General features: G+C 60.7%; 16 protein-coding genes. 8 read left to right on the top strand and 8 right to left on the bottom strand.

What is annotated here, in order from left to right; genetic code table 11:
• Window positions 1-8: 8 nt before the first annotated feature.
• From ACQKPC_RS17985 to dinG, 3 genes are all read right to left on the bottom strand, one after another.
• Window positions 9-1154 (bottom strand): serine hydrolase domain-containing protein, encoded by a 1146-nt coding sequence (locus tag ACQKPC_RS17985; protein ID WP_427625760.1) that lies wholly within the window; start codon window positions 1152-1154, stop codon window positions 9-11.
• Between the two features lie 227 nt (window positions 1155-1381).
• Entirely contained in the window at window positions 1382-3892 is a 2511-nt protein-coding gene (locus tag ACQKPC_RS17990; protein WP_427625761.1) for a beta-agarase, read from the bottom strand.
• Window positions 3893-3988: 96 nt separating this feature from the next.
• Entirely contained in the window at window positions 3989-6133 is a 2145-nt protein-coding gene (gene dinG, locus ACQKPC_RS17995; protein ID WP_218398340.1) for an ATP-dependent DNA helicase DinG, read from the bottom strand.
• A gap of 98 nt (window positions 6134-6231) precedes the next feature.
• Between dinG and ACQKPC_RS18000 the strand changes: the two genes are divergently transcribed.
• The gene (locus ACQKPC_RS18000) at window positions 6232-6690 is read left to right on the top strand and encodes a CopD family protein (protein WP_427625762.1); all 459 of its coding nucleotides are present in this window, start codon (window positions 6232-6234) and stop codon (window positions 6688-6690) included.
• A gap of 110 nt (window positions 6691-6800) precedes the next feature.
• On the opposite strand, the gene ACQKPC_RS18005 is transcribed toward ACQKPC_RS18000, so the two are convergent.
• The 4 genes from ACQKPC_RS18005 to ACQKPC_RS18020 form a co-directional block, all read right to left on the bottom strand.
• On the bottom strand, window positions 6801-7559 hold the full coding sequence (locus ACQKPC_RS18005) for a collagen-like triple helix repeat-containing protein (RefSeq protein ID WP_427625763.1): 759 nt from the start codon (window positions 7557-7559) through the stop codon (window positions 6801-6803).
• Complete coding sequence (locus tag ACQKPC_RS18010) at window positions 7552-7830, bottom strand: DUF1145 domain-containing protein (RefSeq protein WP_032830505.1); 279 nt, start codon at window positions 7828-7830, stop codon at window positions 7552-7554. The genes ACQKPC_RS18005 and ACQKPC_RS18010 overlap by 8 nt, the downstream gene beginning before the upstream one ends.
• Window positions 7831-7993: 163 nt before the next feature.
• The gene (locus ACQKPC_RS18015) at window positions 7994-8707 is read right to left on the bottom strand and encodes an OmpA family protein (RefSeq protein WP_427625764.1); all 714 of its coding nucleotides are present in this window, start codon (window positions 8705-8707) and stop codon (window positions 7994-7996) included.
• 90 nt (window positions 8708-8797) lie between these two features.
• Window positions 8798-9493, bottom strand: a complete 696-nt coding sequence (locus ACQKPC_RS18020; protein WP_123499290.1) for an OmpA family protein — start codon at window positions 9491-9493, stop codon at window positions 8798-8800.
• Window positions 9494-9694: 201 nt separating this feature from the next.
• Between ACQKPC_RS18020 and ACQKPC_RS18025 the strand changes: the two genes are divergently transcribed.
• The 4 genes from ACQKPC_RS18025 (at window position 9695) to ACQKPC_RS18040 (ending at window position 11489) form a co-directional block, all read left to right on the top strand.
• Window positions 9695-10192 carry a DUF6231 family protein gene (locus tag ACQKPC_RS18025; RefSeq protein WP_427625765.1) on the top strand — a complete coding sequence of 166 codons (498 nt, stop codon included), beginning with the start codon at window positions 9695-9697 and terminating at the stop codon, window positions 10190-10192.
• 4 nt (window positions 10193-10196) lie between these two features.
• Window positions 10197-10673: a YchJ family protein gene (locus ACQKPC_RS18030; RefSeq protein ID WP_123499295.1), complete on the top strand. Its 477-nt coding sequence runs from the start codon at window positions 10197-10199 to the stop codon at window positions 10671-10673.
• A gap of 115 nt (window positions 10674-10788) precedes the next feature.
• Entirely contained in the window at window positions 10789-11274 is a 486-nt protein-coding gene (locus tag ACQKPC_RS18035) for an LEA type 2 family protein (RefSeq protein WP_427625766.1), read from the top strand.
• 5 nt (window positions 11275-11279) lie between these two features.
• Window positions 11280-11489 (top strand): SEC-C metal-binding domain-containing protein, encoded by a 210-nt coding sequence (locus ACQKPC_RS18040; RefSeq protein WP_007906737.1) that lies wholly within the window; start codon window positions 11280-11282, stop codon window positions 11487-11489.
• A gap of 201 nt (window positions 11490-11690) precedes the next feature.
• Here the strand turns inward: ACQKPC_RS18040 and ACQKPC_RS18045 are convergent, their stop codons facing one another.
• Window positions 11691-12215 carry a cysteine hydrolase family protein gene (locus tag ACQKPC_RS18045; RefSeq protein WP_427625782.1) on the bottom strand — a complete coding sequence of 175 codons (525 nt, stop codon included), beginning with the start codon at window positions 12213-12215 and terminating at the stop codon, window positions 11691-11693.
• Here ACQKPC_RS18045 and ACQKPC_RS18050 point away from each other — a divergent pair.
• The 3 genes from ACQKPC_RS18050 (at window position 12096) to ACQKPC_RS18060 (ending at window position 15710) form a co-directional block, all read left to right on the top strand.
• Window positions 12096-12368, top strand: coding sequence for a hypothetical protein (locus ACQKPC_RS18050; protein ID WP_427625783.1), 273 nt, complete (start codon window positions 12096-12098; stop codon window positions 12366-12368). The two genes, ACQKPC_RS18045 and ACQKPC_RS18050, sit on opposite strands and share 120 nt — an antisense overlap.
• 26 nt (window positions 12369-12394) lie before the next feature.
• Window positions 12395-13039 carry a glutathione binding-like protein gene (locus tag ACQKPC_RS18055; protein ID WP_427625767.1) on the top strand — a complete coding sequence of 215 codons (645 nt, stop codon included), beginning with the start codon at window positions 12395-12397 and terminating at the stop codon, window positions 13037-13039.
• A 220-nt stretch (window positions 13040-13259) separates the two neighbouring features.
• Window positions 13260-15710, top strand: a complete 2451-nt coding sequence (locus ACQKPC_RS18060; RefSeq protein ID WP_427625768.1) for a penicillin acylase family protein — start codon at window positions 13260-13262, stop codon at window positions 15708-15710.
• Window positions 15711-16001: the final 291 nt, after the last annotated feature.

Raw genomic sequence — 16001 nt, forward strand, 5'->3', positions numbered from 1 at the left:
AGCGTGATTTACAGACAAGTGGCCAGTACTCGCACAAGCTTTTGCGCTCGTGGATCCATCAAGACGTACGGCCCCAGGGTATTTGTCACAAAGCCGAAGGCCACATCGTGTTCTGGGTCAGCAAAACCGATGGAACCGCCGGCGCCGGGGTGACCGAACGCCCGTGGGCCGAGGCCGTAGGTGGCGTTGGGTACGTCCGGTTGATCGAGCATGCAACCCAGGCCGAAGCGGGTCCGGGTCAATAAAGTCTTGTCTTCGCCGACGCTGTGTTCGCGGGTCAGCTCGTCGAGCATTTCGCTTTCCAGCAGACTGCCGTCGAGCAAACCGGCGTAGAACCCGGCCAGGCTGCGGGCATTGCCATGGCCATTGGCGGCCGGCTGCTGCATGCGCCGCCATTCCGGTTTGTTGGTGCTAGTCATTATAGACGGCGGGTTGGTAAAGGCCCGCGTGCTCATGGCCGTCGGCTCGCGCATGGTCACTTGCAGCAAGCGCTGGGCCGCGGCATCGCCAAGGTTGCCCTTGCTGCGGGCAATGTGTGCCACGCGATGAAATTCTTTGTCGGCGAGGCCGACGTGGAAGTCCAGCCCCAAGGGCTTCGCGACCCGCGCCACGATGGACTCGCCCGGCTCACGACCGTCGGCGCGACGCAGCAACTCACCGACCAGCCAGCCATAGGTGATCGCCGCATAACCGTGACCTTCACCCGGCTTCCACCATGGCGCTTCGGCAGCCAGGGCATCGACCATGGTCTGCCAGTCGTAAAGTGCTTCTGGCGCCAACAATTCGCGCAGGGCCGGCAGGCCGGCCTGATGGCAGAGCAAGTGGCGCAGGGTCACGGATTCTTTGCCGGCGGCAGCGAACTCGGGCCAGTAGCGGGCGACCGGGACATCCAGTTGCAGCTTGCCTTCGGCCACCAATTGCAGCGCGGTCACGGCGGTGAAGGTCTTGGTGCAGGAAAACAGGTTGGCAATGGTGTCGCTGTGCCAGGCTTCGGTGCCGTCCTTGTCAGCGGTACCACCCCAGAGGTCGAGGACAGTTTCACCGCCAATCCGGATGCACAACGCCGCGCCACGCTCCTGAGGATCGTCGAACAGCGCTGCAAAAGCTTCGCGCACCGCTTCGAACTTAAGCTCGTAATGACCCTGAATCTGCACCCACAACTCTCCCGGATAAACGCTCTATAAAGTGGCCCGCATTGTTCCAGCCCTTGAGGGATTTGGGAACAGGGTCGGGCCGGGCGGTCGCCCATGGAATTAATCAGGAGCCTCTGTGGCGAGGGAGCTTGCTCCCGTTGGGGCGCGGAGCGGCCCCCTATTCCCAGAATGGGACTGCTGCGCAGTCCAACGGGATCAAGCTCCCTCGCCACAGGGGATCTCAGTGCTTAATGACCATTGCCCGAATGCCCACCCGCATGACCGGCGCCCTTCTCCGCACCTTTGCCGGCAGCGCCTTGCTTGCCGCCCTTGCCTTCATGGTTTTCCGCCTCGGCTCTGGCCTTCTCGGCCTCTTTGCCGAGTTGATCGACAGTCTGCACATTGCTTTTGCGTACCGTGTCGACAAAGCCCTGGAACGGCAGGTCAGTAATGCCCACCAGCCCGAAGTGACCGTTCTCGCCATCCAGCAGGCGACCGGTCACCGGTTGATCGAGGTACTGGAACCAATGCACCCCGACAATCGAGGGTTCGCTCATCGCTTGTTTGAGGAAGTTGGCGTAGGCCGGGCCGCGGTCTTCTTCTTTGGCCAGTTGCGTCACGCCACCCCAGAACGGGCCGCGATCCGCCGATCCGAAGTTGAATTCGGTGATCAGTACGGGCTTGTCCAGGCTGCGCAGTCTGGCGAAGTCGTAACCGTCCTGGGGTTGCAAGGTGTACATATTGAAGCTCAACACGTCGCAGTATTGCGCGCAGGACTCGACGGCTTCCGGGGTGCTGATGGCAAAACGGCCACCCAGCAACAACTGGTTCGGCGCATGCCACTTGAGCGAGTCGGAGACGGTTTTGAAGTACGTGTCTGCGAACACTTTCTGGAAGTATTTGAAGTCGGCTTCGATTTCCGGGTACTCGGCGCTCGGCTGCGGCGGCACGAAGCCCGGGTCTTCCATCAATTCCCAGGCCGGCAGATCAATGCCCCATGCCTTGGAAAGGCCCGCCTGGTTGCGGTACTTGTCACGCAGCTGTTTGAGGAAGGCACGCTTGGCCGGCACATCGGTGGTCATTTTCAAAGTGCCGTAGGCCAGCGCGTAACGAGCCTTCGGGTCATCGCCGGGACCGGCCCAGGCCAGTTCATTGTCGGCGAAGTAACCGATCAGCCACGGATCGTCGCGATGGTCGCGGGCGGCGATGGCCACGGCGCGCTCGGTGGCCATGGCGAAACGCGGATCGAACGGATCGGGCATACCGCCCCACCAATCGGTGCCGGTGCTGATGCTGGCGTAATCGCCGACGATCGACAGCGGCAGGGTGTATGGCACTCGGTCAGCGTTGCCAAACACCGGTGCGCTCCAGTTGCCGAGGGTGTTGAAACCCCAGGCTTGCAGGCGATCGAGGGTGTGACTGGCCCAACGCTTTTCGTCGAAAACCACTTTGCAAGTCTCGACGGTTGTTTGCTCGGCCGCTTTTTCGACTGACGCTTCAACGGCGCCAGTCTTGGCCGCTTCGGCAACCCCGGCGCCGGATTCGGTCGCCGCAGGAGCGGCTGATTGCTCTGTGGCCTTGGCTGCCGTCGCCTCGACCGCATCGGCCTTGGCCGCTTGGGCAACACCGGCCTTGGTGTCGCTGCCCGGTGCGCAAGGCTCGCCATACAGACGCTGCAGGTTGGCGCCATAGAAATCGTACCAGCGCCCGGCATTGTAGGCTCGGCCCTGATCGGCGCCATTGCCGCCACGGTTGTCGCCTTCGCCATAGTAGCTGGCAAGGGGCTCGTCGGGTTTGGGCAGGGACTCGAACATCCACTCGCGACCGGCGACGTAGGTCTGGTTGACGCTCGGGTTCACGCTGTTGACGCCGAGGGAATAGAACGGATGCCCTTCCGGGGTCACCAGGTACCAGCGACCGTCACGTTTTTCTGTGCGGAAAAAGCCGCTGGCCTTGAACGCAGGGCCTTTGGTCCAGCCGCCGAACTTGTCCAGGGACTGCTTCTCACGCTCGGCCAGCCAGCTTTTCAGTTGTTGCTGTTCTTTGGTCGCAGCGGATTTCAGTTGCTCGTCGCTGCTGACCTTCTCCGGCCATTTGGCCCGGGTCGATTGGCCGTAGGCGTCCACCAGACCGCCATAAGCGGCCTTGGTGACAGCCTCGCCATCCTGCACGCCGAAGCGCTCGAGCAGGATGCTTTGGGCGACTTTGGGCTGATCCATCGACAAGGTCACTGACACCACTTGGCTGCGGTCCAGCTCACCGGCGCTGCTGGCCAGCAATACACGCTGGCCTTCGAAGTTGATCGGCATCGGCGGGCCGGCTTTCATGCCCTGGCTCAAAGGTGTACTCGGCTGCAGTGGCACCAGCAGGGTTTGCGCCGGGCCGGCCGGCAGATCGACGCGGCTGACCAGGGTCTTGCCGTCGTTGCTCTGGATTTTCACGTACAGGGTCACGGCCCAGTTCATCGCGCTCTGGATCCGCAGGCTCATGACACCCGACTGCGACCAGTCCCAGGCACCGGTCTGCGGCGTCAGACGCAACGTCGGCTGGGCCACAGGGTTGAAGGTCACGCGGCGCAGCACTTCACCTTCGGCCGTTTGCTCCGCGTTCGATTGCGGCAGGCTGGCGTCCTGGGTCGCCACCTGGACCACATCGGCGGGACGCACAAAGTTGAACAGCGTCTGTTGGCCGGCAGGGGCCGCCAGCAAAGGGGCTGCGAACATCAGAGCGAAAACAGCAGGCAACGAACGGCGAATCATAGGAACGAGGTTCTCCCTAACGACCTTCAATGGGCCAGTGGAAAAGCGATGGCAGAGAGATAGACAACGCGGCGGGCAAATTTGCCCACCGGTGTATCAGGAAATTTCACGACGGAAGGGTGGCAACGCATTGAGGATTGCCTTGCCGTAACGCTGGGTGACCAGACGACGGTCGAGCAAGGTGATGGTGCCGCGGTCTTCTTCGGTCCGCAGTAGGCGCCCGCAAGCCTGGACCAGCTTCAGCGAGGCATCCGGCACGGAGATTTCCATGAACGGATTGCCACCGCGGGCCTCGATCCATTCCGCCAGCGCCGCTTCGACCGGATCGTCGGGCACCGAGAACGGAATCTTGGCGATCACCACGTGTTCGCAGTAGGCACCGGGCAAATCCACGCCTTCGGCGAAACTCGCCAGGCCGAACAACACGCTCGAATCCCCGCCATCGACCCGCGCCTTGTGCTTGTTCAGGGTTTCCTGCTTCGACAGGTTGCCTTGAATGAACACTTGCTTGCGCCAGTCGCGGTCCAGACCGTCGAACACGTCCTGCATCTGTTTGCGTGAGGAGAACAGCACCAGGGTGCCACGTGAACCTTCTACCAGTTGCGGCAGGTCGCGGATGATCGCTGCGGTATGAGCCGGCGCATCACGCGGGTCGGCTTTGAGGTCCGGCACCCGCAACACACCGGCATCGGCGTGATGAAACGGGCTCGGGACCACGGCGGTCACGGCTGTTTTAGGCAGACCGGCACGCATACGGAAGCGGTCGAAAGTGCCGAGAGCGGTCAGGGTCGCCGATGTCACCAGCGCCCCGTAAGCCACGTTCCACAGGTTGCGCCGGAGCATATCCGCCGCGAGGATCGGGCTGGCATTGACCTCGATGTCGAACAGCGAACCGCTTTCGGCCAGGGTCAGCCAACGGGCCATGGGCGGGTTGTCTTCCGGGTCTTCGACGGTGAAAGCGGTCCACAGCTCCCAGTTGCCCGAAGAGCGCGACAACAGGCTGCCGAACAGTGGATACCACTCTTCGGCCTGGTTACTGGCGATGCCGATGTTGACCTCGCCATCCATGCCTTCCTTGAGCAGTTCAGTGAGCCGGGTGAACAGGTCGGTCAGGCGGGCAAAGCCCTTCTTCAGCTCGATGCCCATTTCGCGCATGTGCTCGGGAATCACCCCGCCGACGAATCGGTGACGCGGCCGCTCGCGACCTTCGACGTCTTCGCCGGGCTTGAAGTCGGCGGCTTGCTCACAGGCGCTGAACATGAACTGCTGCTGGGTCTTGATCTCCCGGGCCAGCTCCGGCACCTGCTCGATCAACTTGCCCAGATCGCCCGGCAGCGGGTGCTGGGCGAGTAATTTGGTGAGGTTCTTGGCGGTGGTTTCCAGCCAGTCGGCGGTGGAACGCAAACGGGTGTAATGCGCGAAGTGGCCGATGGCTTTGTCCGGCAGGTGGTGGCCTTCGTCGAACACATAGATGGTGTCACGCGGGTCCGGCAGAACCGCACCGCCGCCCAGGGCCAGGTCGGCCAGGACCATGTCGTGGTTGGTGACAATCACATCAACTTTGCCCATGCCTTCGCGGGCCTTGTAGAAGGCGCACTGGCCGAAGTTCGGGCAATGACGGTTGGTGCACTGACTGTGATCGGTCGTCAGGCGCGCCCAGTCGGCGTCTTCCAGCGCCGTCGACCAACTGTCGCGATCGCCGTCCCACTTATTGCCGGCGAGCTTCTCGATCATGCTGGTGAACAGCTTCTGGCTGGCCTCATCAACCTCGATCTTGAAGCCTTCTTCTTCGAACAGCTGCGCGGTGGCAGTCTGCGCATGACCTTCCTGGAGCAACATATCCAGCTTGGACAGGCACATGTAGCGGCCCCGGCCCTTGGCCAGGGCGAAGCTGAAATTCAGCCCGCTGTTGCGCATCAGGTCGGGCAAATCCTTGTAGACGATCTGCTCTTGCAGGGCCACGGTAGCCGTGGCGATCACCAGACGCTTGCCGGCGGCCTTCGCGGCAGGGATGGCCGCCAGGCTGTAGGCCACGGTTTTGCCGGTACCGGTGCCGGCTTCCACCGCGACAATCGCGGGGTCGCCACTGCGCCGGCCTTCGTCGTCGGTGTCGATGTCACCGAGGACTTTGGCAATTTCGGCGATCATCAGGCGTTGGCCGTAGCGCGGCTTGAGGCTCTTGGCTTCGAGAAAACGCGAGTAGGCGCCCTGGATCGTGGTTTTGAGTTCGGTGCTGATCATGGATTGTCGGGCGCAAAAACGCTGGATAAATTTTCAGTAGTTGGGATCGGCCGCTATCATACCGCGCTAATTAATCCCGCGCAGAACGGAGTACCTCAATGACACCTTTTGGCATCGTTTATACCCTGCATGTCCTGGCCGCCCTGGTTTGGGTCGGCGGCATGTTTTTCGCCTGGATGGTCTTGCGGCCCGCGGCGATGAAGGCGCTGGAAGGCCCTGCCCGGCTGAAGCTGTGGGTGGAAGTGTTTCAAGGTTTTTTCCGCTGGGTCTGGATCGCCGTAGTGCTTTTGCCGATCAGCGGTGTGGGCATGATTCATCTGCAGTTCGCGGGGTTTGAAGCGGCGCCGCGGTATGTGCAGGTGATGATGGGATTGTATGTGGTGATGACGGCGCTGTTTATCCGGATTCAGGCGCTGATGCTGCCGGAATTGCGCACGGCGGTGGCGGCTCAGGATTGGCCGACGGGCGCGGCGGTGCTGGGCAGGATTCGCCGGTTGGTGGGGATTAATCTGGTGGTCGGGTTGGTGCTGGTGGCGATTGCTGCTGCTCGGCCGTGATCGTTCCCACGCTCTGCGTGGGAATGCCTCAAGGGACGCTCCGCGTCCAGTGACGCGGAGCGTCACGGGCTGCGTTCCCACGCAGAGCGTGGGAACGATCGCTTGAGGGCTTACAACCGCTGAATCGTCACCGAACCCGCCACTCCCGCAGGCCCTGGCTGACCGTCGACACCGGGACGACCGCTCTTGCCGCCATCGGCTTTATAGACGACGCAGCCCTTGGCCTTGCCGCCCGCGCCAGGTTTACCCCCCGGACCTGCCGCGCCACCAACCCCGCCCGCAACCTCGACCTTGATCTGCTGCGCAGGGTAATCACGCGGCACTTCCAGCCGAACCAGCGCCCCTGGTGCGCCCGGCTGGCCGTCGCTGCCATTACTGCCATCGGCGCCGCGACCGGCCTGGCCCCAGGTACAACCCGGTGCTTGACCATTAGCCCCATCAAGGCCGACAAAACCTGGAGCTCCCGCGCCACCGCGAGCGTCTACCGACAATTGCGGCGCGTTCAACGCTTTGATCTGCAAATCCAGATTGCGTCCGGAGCGAGCGGCCTTGAGGTAAGTCCCCGGCGCGCCACGTGCAGTGATCTGACTGCCTTCGGCCAATTCGGCACGGCTGACCTTCAACGCCAGAGCTTGTTCGCTCGGCACAATGGCAATCCGCGCGTCGCGCCCCAGGTGCAGCTCGCCGACCGTCACTTCGGTCACGTTCGAGGGAATCAGCAAAGTCCCGTAATCGGCGACTTCCAGCCGTTCCAGTTGCAAGGTACTGGTGGTGTTGGGCAAGCGCATCAGCGAGTTGGTTTCGACGCTCACCACCTGCGCGCAGGCCAATGGGCTGATAAATGCAGCGAGCAGACAGAGTTTACGCATGGGAGGCCTTCGAAGCGGCCGGGGCCGGAATGGTTTGCAGGTGGAAAACGCCGAAAAAGACAATCTTCAGGCGATCACGCCAAGGATGGGCTCGACCTTTGAGGCTGCGGTTGCAGAACACCAGCTCCAGAAGATGGAGCCCTGCCAACACAGTGCCTGCAAAATTGATCAGCAGGTGAAACGGATGAACAAACGGTATGAGCAGATTGGCCAGCACCACCAACCAGAACAGCAGGGTCAACAACTTCCCCAGCCCCCAAAACACCTTCATACGCTCCTCCGTTGAGAATTATTCTTTGCGCGCACAGTAACGGCTTCCACGCGGGATATGCCAGAGGGCAACAGAAAATTCTTCCAGAAGGTCGCGGATTAGCCGCCGGATCAACCCGAATCGTTGTCCGACGGCTCTATCACGCGGTTATTAGTCACAGAGCTTAGCGATTGATGTGCAATTCCACGCGACGGTTTTGCGCCCGTCCTTCTTCCGTGTCGTTATCGGCCACCGGTTGGCTTTCGCCCCGGCCTTCGCTGGTGAGTTTGTTCGGCGCCACTCCCTGGCTCAACAGGTAGGCCGCGACGCTGCTGGCACGACGCTCCGACAGTTTCTGGTTATAGGCGTCCGAACCCTGGCTGTCGGTATGACCGATGACTTTAATGCTCACCACATCGGTGTTCTGCAATTTGGCCATCAACGAATCCAGCTCACTGCGCGCTTGGGGCATCAGCTCGGATTGGTTGTAAGCGAACAGCACGTTGCCGTTCAGGGTGATGACTTCGGAGACCGGTGCTTCAACAGGTTTCACGCTGGCCGGGTATTGCGGCAGCGGGCAACCGTGATGTTCGACAGGTGTATCGGCGGGCGTATCGGGGCAACGATCACGTCGGTCGAAGACACCATCATCGTCTTCATCGCCATCCTGGGCGTAGCAGATCAGGCCACCGGTCAAGATCCCGAGCGCCGCTCCACCGGCTGCCCAGCCACCACTTTCGATCGCGCCCAAACCGCCGCCGACCAGTCCGCCAATGACGCTGCAGATCGGCCACGTACGTTGATTGAGGGGGGCGGTGCCATCGCTGTGAGTCGCACAACCGGTCAGAAGACTGCCAAGCAGCAGAACCGGCAAGACGGTCCTTGTGAGAACGCTCATTGTGAATGCTCCTGTGTCACCGGCCCATACCGGTCACACAGGAGTAAAGACCCGCATCCGCGACTGTACAAGCCGCGGAACGGGAGAGGCCTAGCGGTTGATTTTGATTTCCGTGCGCCGATTCATCGAACGGCCGTCAGCGGTTTTATTATCGGCCACCGGTTGGCTTTCACCAGCACCGGTCACAGACACGAAACTGCTGCGTGGCACGCCTTGGGAAATCAGGTATTCCACCACTGAATGGGCGCGTCTATCCGACAGTTTCTGGTTGTAGGCATCACTGCCGACACTGTCGGTATGACCGGTGACGGTCAGTTGGGCGGTGGAGGATTCCTGTTTCAGGCGCGTGGCAATGGTGCTGAGTACGTCCTTATCGGCAGGGGTGAGCTTGGCCGAGTCGAACTGGAAGTGCACATCACGGATAACGATGACTTCTTCCTTGACCACCGCCGCCTCCTCGACCACCGGCGCAGGCGCGGGTGGAGGGCAGCCGTTGGCATCGACCTGCACGCCTTTAGGTGTGCCCGGGCACTTGTCGCGGCTGTCCGGTACGCCATCGCCGTCTTCGTCGCCGTCACCATGCACCCAGCAATAAGCGGCTGCCGTGCCGCCGACCAGCAGCGCGCCATACCCCGCCCATGCCGAGCTTTCGGTCGCGCCGAGCCCCGCACCGATAACACCACCGACCGCCGCACAGGACGGCCAGTCGGTTTTCTGCAAACCTGCGCAACCAGTCAACACACTGGTTAGCAGAACCAAGGGTAATGCTGTCCGAATTATGCTCATCTAGTTCTTCTCCTGAGGGATCGGCTTAAAACCGATTCTAGGGAGTAAAGACCCGACTTTTAATCTCCGCCAGCAATAGGCCATTGCTGTTTTGCCCCGTGTTCACGGAAGATCGGCGCTTTTTGGTTAAACCCGCCAGAAGGGACGCTAGGCCCGGACGTTGGGGCAGGCTAATCTTGGCGCTCTGATTGAGGATCTTCGATGATTGCAGGTATTTCTTCGCGCACGCCCCAGCAAGCGTTGGCCGCTTTGCTTGATCGTTATGCCCCGGCGCGTCTGTTACTGATTGGCGCCAGCGAATTCCCCGCGCTTGAGGCATTCAAACTCGCACACCCGGACAGCATCGTCGCCTTTGCTGCACCCGGGCCACTGCCCGCCGAACTGGCAGCACAGCGGTTTAACCTGGCGCTGGTGGTCGATTGCCTTGAACACTTGCCCAAGCGCGACGGCCTGAATCTGCTCGGCGGGATACGCAACCTCAATGCCAGTCGCATTGCGGTACTGGCCGACTTGCCGGCATGCGGTTGGCAGGAGACGGACTTTTTCTCCCTGGCGCTGCAAGCCAGTGAACGCTTCCAGCGCGATGATCAAGTACTGACCCTGTTCACCTATGATCTGCTTGACTATAAACAGGTGCCCGACTGGCTTAACTCACGCTTCTGGGCCAATCCGGAAAACTTCGGGAAATATTGGTGGTAACGCAATGAGTACATCCATTTGCCCTTGCGGCAGCGGCACGCTGCTCGATGCCTGCTGTGGCCATTACCACGCCGGCCACCCCGCTCCCAGCGCCGAAGTCTTGATGCGTTCGCGCTACAGCGCCTATGTATTGGGGTTGATCGATTATCTAGTGGCGACCACCCTGCCCGCACAACAGGCCGGCCTGGATCGCCAGTCGATCAGCGACTGGAGCGCCCAAAGCACCTGGCTGGGCCTGGAGGTGGAAAGCGCCGAAGTCTTCGGCGGACAGCCGGAGCACGCCTTCGTCACCTTCACCGCTCGCTGGCACGACAGCAGCGGCGAACACAGTCACCGCGAACGTTCGTCATTCGTACAGAACGCCGGCCACTGGTATTTCATCGACCCCACCGTGTCACTCAAGGCCGGACGTAACGATGCATGCCCGTGCGCCAGCGGGCAGAAGTTCAAGAAGTGCTGCGCGAGTTACTTTGGCGCTTGAGGTCGCCGACCGCAAAAAAGATCGCAGCCTTCGGCAGCTCCTACGCGCCTGTGGGCGCCGCCGAAGGCTGCGATCTTTTTAAGGCTAGACTGGGTCTCAAGGGAGATACCTCACCATGACCCGTCAACGGCGCGCATTACAGCTGCTCACCCTGCTCCTGTTTCTGGCGCTCGGCGGCTGTGCGTCGTGGTTCGACGACGACTTGCCGGAGCCGCAGGTGCATCTGGTCAAGGTCGAGGTGGTCCGGGCCAAACTACTGGAGCAGAAATTCCTGCTGCATTTTCGCGTCGACAATCCCAATGACCAAGACCTGACGGTGCGTGCCCTGGAATATCGCATTCACCTGGGGGACATACTGCTGACCGAAGGCGAGCACGAACACTGGTTCACGGTCGGCCCCAAACGCAGTGCTTATTTTAAAGTACCGATCCGCACCAACCTGTGGCCGAAAGTCCGGGACCTGGTCAAGCTGCTGAAAAAACCCGACCAACCCATTCCCTATCGTCTGGAAGGTGAACTGGAAACCGGTTTATTCATCGCGCACTACGTGCACCTGGCGCGTAATGGCGTGATAATCGCCGCCGATTTAATTCCGGAGTGACCCCGATGACCCAGCAACCTCATGTCCATGGCCCTGACTGCAACCACGATCATGACCATCACGACCACCATGATCACGACCATGGCCATGTCCACGGCCCGAACTGCGGCCACGCCCACCAGGAACCGGTGCGCAACGCCCTGAAAGACGTCGGCCGCAACGACCCTTGCCCATGCGGCAACGGCAAGAAATTCAAGAAGTGCCACGGCGCTTGATGCTTCGGGCGGATATCTTTTTCGCCTGTTGAATCGCTATCGCGGGCAAGCCCGCTCCCACAGGGATCTTTTGTGAACACACAAAATTGTGAGCACCGCCGATCAACTGTGGGAGCGAGCCTGCTCGCGATGACGGAGGCACATTCACTATCAATTTGGCCGTTAGACCGCTATCGCGAGCAGGCTCGCTCCCACAGGTTTTCAGCCAGCCGTTAATATTTCTGCTGTGCCGACGACCGTCGCATACTCGCCATGCAAATTGCCCAGCGACATCGCGTGCACTTCCTCGGCTGAATGAGCATTGCCAAAGTAATCCGCTTTATCGAAGGTAAAGCACGCATCCTCAGCAACCCACGCTTCAAACCCCAGATTCCCGGCCGTTCGCGCCGTGGACTCCACCGAGTTGTTGGTCGCCACACCAACGATGATCAACTGATCGATCCCCGCCTCGCGCAAGCGTGCTTCCAGCCCCGTCGAACAAAAGGCATCCGGCACCTGTTTCTGAATCAGCCACTCACCCATCGATGGTTGAAAACGCTCCTGAAATTCCACCCCCGATTGCTGCGGCCAGAACACTGAATCCTCTGAGCGGGACAGGTGCTGCACATGAATCACCGGCCGCCCGGCTCGACGCCAATGCCCCAGCAATTCCAGGATGCGCTCTTCGGCCTGAGGGTTGTTTCGACGGCCCAACCTGGGATGCAGGATGCCTTTTTGTTGATCGATGATGATCAGCGCCGCTTTGGTCTTGAGCTCCATGCCGACTTTTCTCCTGCTGGGGCATTGAATTTCCCGCACTTCAGCATCACCTATTGCTACTGGCAAGCCATCCAACGCAAACAGGACGACCTGATGCCGGCGGTCGCTGTCCGTACCTGACGATGTCTCTTGATTTGGAGTACTTCATGATCGACTTGTATTACTGGACCACCCCCAACGGCCACAAGATTTCTATATTCCTGGAAGAAGCCGGCCTGCCGTACAACGTTTACCCGATCAACATCAGCCAGAACGACCAGTTCAAACCCGGATTCCTGAAGATCTCGCCGAACAACAAAATCCCGGCCATCGTCGATCATGAGCCGGCCGATGGCGGTGAACCGTTGGCACTGTTCGAGTCGGGGGCGATTCTGCTGTACCTCGCGGAGAAAACCGGCAAGTTCCTGCCCAAGGATCTGCGCGGACGCCAGCAAGCGTTGCAATGGTTGTTCTGGCAGATGGGTGGCCTGGGGCCGATGGCCGGGCAAAATCATCACTTCAGCCAATTCGCACCAGAGAAAATCCCCTACGCGATCAAGCGCTACATCGACGAAACCGCCCGCCTGTATGGGGTGCTCGACAAGCAATTGGCCAACAATGACTTTGTCGCCGGCAGCGAATACAGCATTGCCGACATGGCAATCTACCCGTGGATCGTTTCTCACAAGTGGCAAAGCCAGAACCTGGAAGACTTCCCCAACGTATTGCGCTGGTTTACCCACATCCAGAACCGCCCGGCGACGGTGAAGGCGTATGCGCTGGTGGCCAAGGTCAATCCGCCTAAATCCTGAGGCCCTGCACTCTGATCGTTCCCATGCTCCGCGTGGGAATACCTCAACGGACGCTCCGCGTTCGGCTCTGAATGTGACGCAGAGCGTCACGGGCTGCATTCCCACGCAGAGCGTGGGAACGATCACCGTAAAGAAATAACACCGCCGCCGCTTGCGCGGCTTCCTCCTGCTCACTAACGTAGCGCCTTTATTGCGCCTCTACCCCCGCAGGAGCTTTGCCATGGCCTCGCCAGCCCTCACACATTTTCTTCCCCGGTTCGGCGTTGCCGCAGCAGTGGCCGGTGTTTTAAGCCTGACCGGTTGTCAGACCTGGAACACTCAAGACACCCTCCCGCCTACCTCCGGCGTGCAACCGCTCAAAGGCCTGGCGCAGAACGTTTCGATTCGACGCAATGCCATGGGCATGCCGCTGATCGAGAGCAATAGCTTCCACGATGCGCTGTTCACCCTCGGCTACGTGCATGCCAGCGACCGCATCAGCCAAATGGTCACTCTGCGTTTGCTGGCCCAGGGCCGTCTGGCGGAGATGTCCGGTTCGGACTTGCTCGACGCCGACCGCTACATGCGTGCGGTCAACCTGAAGAAAAGCGCGGGTGAGCTGTACAAAGCCTCTTCGCCGCGCCTCAAGCGTTTCTTCGAAGTCTATGCCCGTGGGGTCAACGCCTACCTGTTCCGCTACCGCGACAAACTGCCTGCGGACCTCGCGGCCACTGGCTATAAGCCGGAATACTGGAAACCTGAAGATTCGGCGCTGATTTTCTGCCTGCTGAATTTCAGTCAATCGGCGAACCTGCCGGAAGAAATTTCCTCATTGATGCTGGCCCAGACAGTCAGTACCGACAAGCTGGCGTGGCTTGCGCCGTCTGCTCCCGATGAAAAACTGCCAGTCGCAGAAGCGGAAAAACTTCAGGGCATCAAACTCAATGGGCAAATCCCGGGGCTGAGCGAAATCAGCAAAGCCACGGGCCAACTGTCCGACCTGAATCTGCTGGGCGCCACGTCTTCTAACAACTGGGCGATTGCCCCGCAACGCAGCCGCAGCGGCAAAAGCCTGTTGGCCAGCGACAGCCATGGGCCGCTGGGCGTGCCGTCGCTGTTCAATTACGTGCAGATTCGCGCGCCGAAATACCAGGCCTCCGGCGTGACTATTGCCGGGTTACCCATGGTGCTCGGTGGTTTCAACGGCAAAGTGGCGTGGAGCATGACCACGGTCATGGGCGACAACCAGGACCTGTTCCTGGAAAAAATCAAACGCCAGGGCAACGGCCTTTCTTACGAAGTCAGCGGCAAATGGCAGCCGGCGATCGTGCGCAACGAAACCTACTTCGTCAAAGGCCAGAAGCCGATTCGCGAAGCGGTGTACGAAACCCGCCATGGACCGCTGCTCAACAGCGCCCAAGGCACCGCGTTGGCGAATGGTTTCGGCTTGGCCTTGCAGACGCCGAACTTCACCGACGACAAAACCCTGGACGCCTTTTTCGATCTGTCCCGAGCACAGAGCGTCGAGAAAGCCTCGGACGCCAGCCGTGAGATCCGCGCCATCGCCCTGAATCTGGTGTTTGCCGATGCCAGCAACATCGGCTGGCAAGTCACCGGTCGCTACCCGAACCGTCGCGAAGGCGAAGGCTTGCTGCCGTCGCCGGGCTGGGAAGGTCGCTACGACTGGGACGGTTACGCCGACCCAATGCTCCATCCGTATGACCAGGACCCGGCTCAAGGCTGGCTCGGCACCGCCAACCAGCGGGTCATTCCCCATGGCTACGGCATGCAACTGTCCAATTCCTGGTCGGCGCCGGAGCGCGGTGAACGCATGGCCGAACTGGCGGGCGTGGGCAAACACGACACGCGTAGCCTGATCGCCATGCAATACGACCAGACCACCACCTTCGCTGCCAAGCTGAAGAAGATGTTTGAAGCACCGGGCATGTCCCAGCCACTCAAGCAAGCCATCGAAGCGTTGCCGGTGGCCGATCGCGGCAAGGCTCGCGAGGCTTATACGCGTTTGATGGCTTTCGACGGCAAACTCAGCCCGACCTCCGCCGACGCGGCGATCTACGAGCTGTTTTTGCAGGAAAGCACCCAGCAGATTTTCCTCGACGAACTGGGCCCGGAAAGCAGCCCGGCGTGGAAAGCCTTTATTGCCAACGGCAAGTTGTCTTACGCGGCTCAGGCCGATCACCTGCTGGGCCGTGAGGACAGTCCGTTCTGGGACGACCTGCGCACCTCGCAGAAAGAAGACAAACCGGCGATTCTCGCCCGTAGCCTGGCGGCCGCGATCAGTGCGGGGGACAGCCAGTTGGGTGGCGATCACAAAGCCTGGCAGTGGGGCAAACTGCATCGCTACGAATGGAAGAACGCCAGTGGCCAGACCGTGCGCGGTCCGCTGCCAGCCGGCGGCGACCACACCACGCTCAACACCGCCGCGTTCACCTGGGGTCAGGACTTCAACACCACGCTGGCGCCGGCCATGCGCTTTATCGTCGATTTTGGCCAGGCCGAACCGCTGATGGGCCAGAACGGTAGCGGCCAGTCCGGCAACCCGGCCAGCGCGCACTATCTCGACAGCGTCGAGCCATGGCTCAAGGGGCAATACATCAGCCTGCCGATGCAGCCGCAAAACTTTGACAAAATCTACGGCAAGACGCGGTTGACCCTCACGCCTGGCAAGTAACCTCAAGAGGGACCGGGCAGGCTCGCGAAAGCATGCTGCCGGTCCCATTGATGCTGAAAATCCATTGTGGCGAGGGAGCTTGCTCCCGCTCGACTGCGCAGCAGTCGCAAAACTGACGTCGGTGTTCTAACTGGATCTGCGCGGTGGCAGATTCGGGGCCGCTGCGCGCCCCAGCGGGAGCAAGCTCCCTCGCCACAAGTGCGATAATTCCTCTCTAAAAAGCCTTAACTGGCTTGCTCGCAAAAGCGGCCTGTTTAACGCCTCCATTCTTCCCGAAAATAAATAGAACTT

This window comes from Pseudomonas sp. NPDC089918 (assembly GCF_050280605.1).
GTDB lineage: Bacteria > Pseudomonadota > Gammaproteobacteria > Pseudomonadales > Pseudomonadaceae > Aquipseudomonas.

Excerpts from the sequence above, each read along its gene's own strand:
- ACQKPC_RS17990 (WP_427625761.1), bottom strand. The coding sequence starts at position 3,892 with ATGATTCGCCGTTCGTTGCCTGCTGTTTTCGCTCTGATGTTCGCAGCC.
- dinG (WP_218398340.1), bottom strand. The coding sequence starts at position 6,133 with ATGATCAGCACCGAACTCAAAACCACGATCCAGGGCGCCTACTCGCGT.
- ACQKPC_RS18000 (WP_427625762.1), top strand. The coding sequence starts at position 6,232 with ATGACACCTTTTGGCATCGTTTATACCCTGCATGTCCTGGCCGCCCTG.
- ACQKPC_RS18005 (WP_427625763.1), bottom strand. The coding sequence starts at position 7,559 with ATGCGTAAACTCTGTCTGCTCGCTGCATTTATCAGCCCATTGGCCTGC.
- ACQKPC_RS18010 (WP_032830505.1), bottom strand. The coding sequence starts at position 7,830 with ATGAAGGTGTTTTGGGGGCTGGGGAAGTTGTTGACCCTGCTGTTCTGG.
- ACQKPC_RS18015 (WP_427625764.1), bottom strand. The coding sequence starts at position 8,707 with ATGAGCGTTCTCACAAGGACCGTCTTGCCGGTTCTGCTGCTTGGCAGT.
- ACQKPC_RS18020 (WP_123499290.1), bottom strand. The coding sequence starts at position 9,493 with ATGAGCATAATTCGGACAGCATTACCCTTGGTTCTGCTAACCAGTGTG.
- ACQKPC_RS18025 (WP_427625765.1), top strand. The coding sequence starts at position 9,695 with ATGATTGCAGGTATTTCTTCGCGCACGCCCCAGCAAGCGTTGGCCGCT.
- ACQKPC_RS18030 (WP_123499295.1), top strand. The coding sequence starts at position 10,197 with ATGAGTACATCCATTTGCCCTTGCGGCAGCGGCACGCTGCTCGATGCC.
- ACQKPC_RS18035 (WP_427625766.1), top strand. The coding sequence starts at position 10,789 with ATGACCCGTCAACGGCGCGCATTACAGCTGCTCACCCTGCTCCTGTTT.
- ACQKPC_RS18040 (WP_007906737.1), top strand. The coding sequence starts at position 11,280 with ATGACCCAGCAACCTCATGTCCATGGCCCTGACTGCAACCACGATCAT.
- ACQKPC_RS18050 (WP_427625783.1), top strand. The coding sequence starts at position 12,096 with ATGAATCACCGGCCGCCCGGCTCGACGCCAATGCCCCAGCAATTCCAG.
- ACQKPC_RS18055 (WP_427625767.1), top strand. The coding sequence starts at position 12,395 with ATGATCGACTTGTATTACTGGACCACCCCCAACGGCCACAAGATTTCT.
- ACQKPC_RS18060 (WP_427625768.1), top strand. The coding sequence starts at position 13,260 with ATGGCCTCGCCAGCCCTCACACATTTTCTTCCCCGGTTCGGCGTTGCC.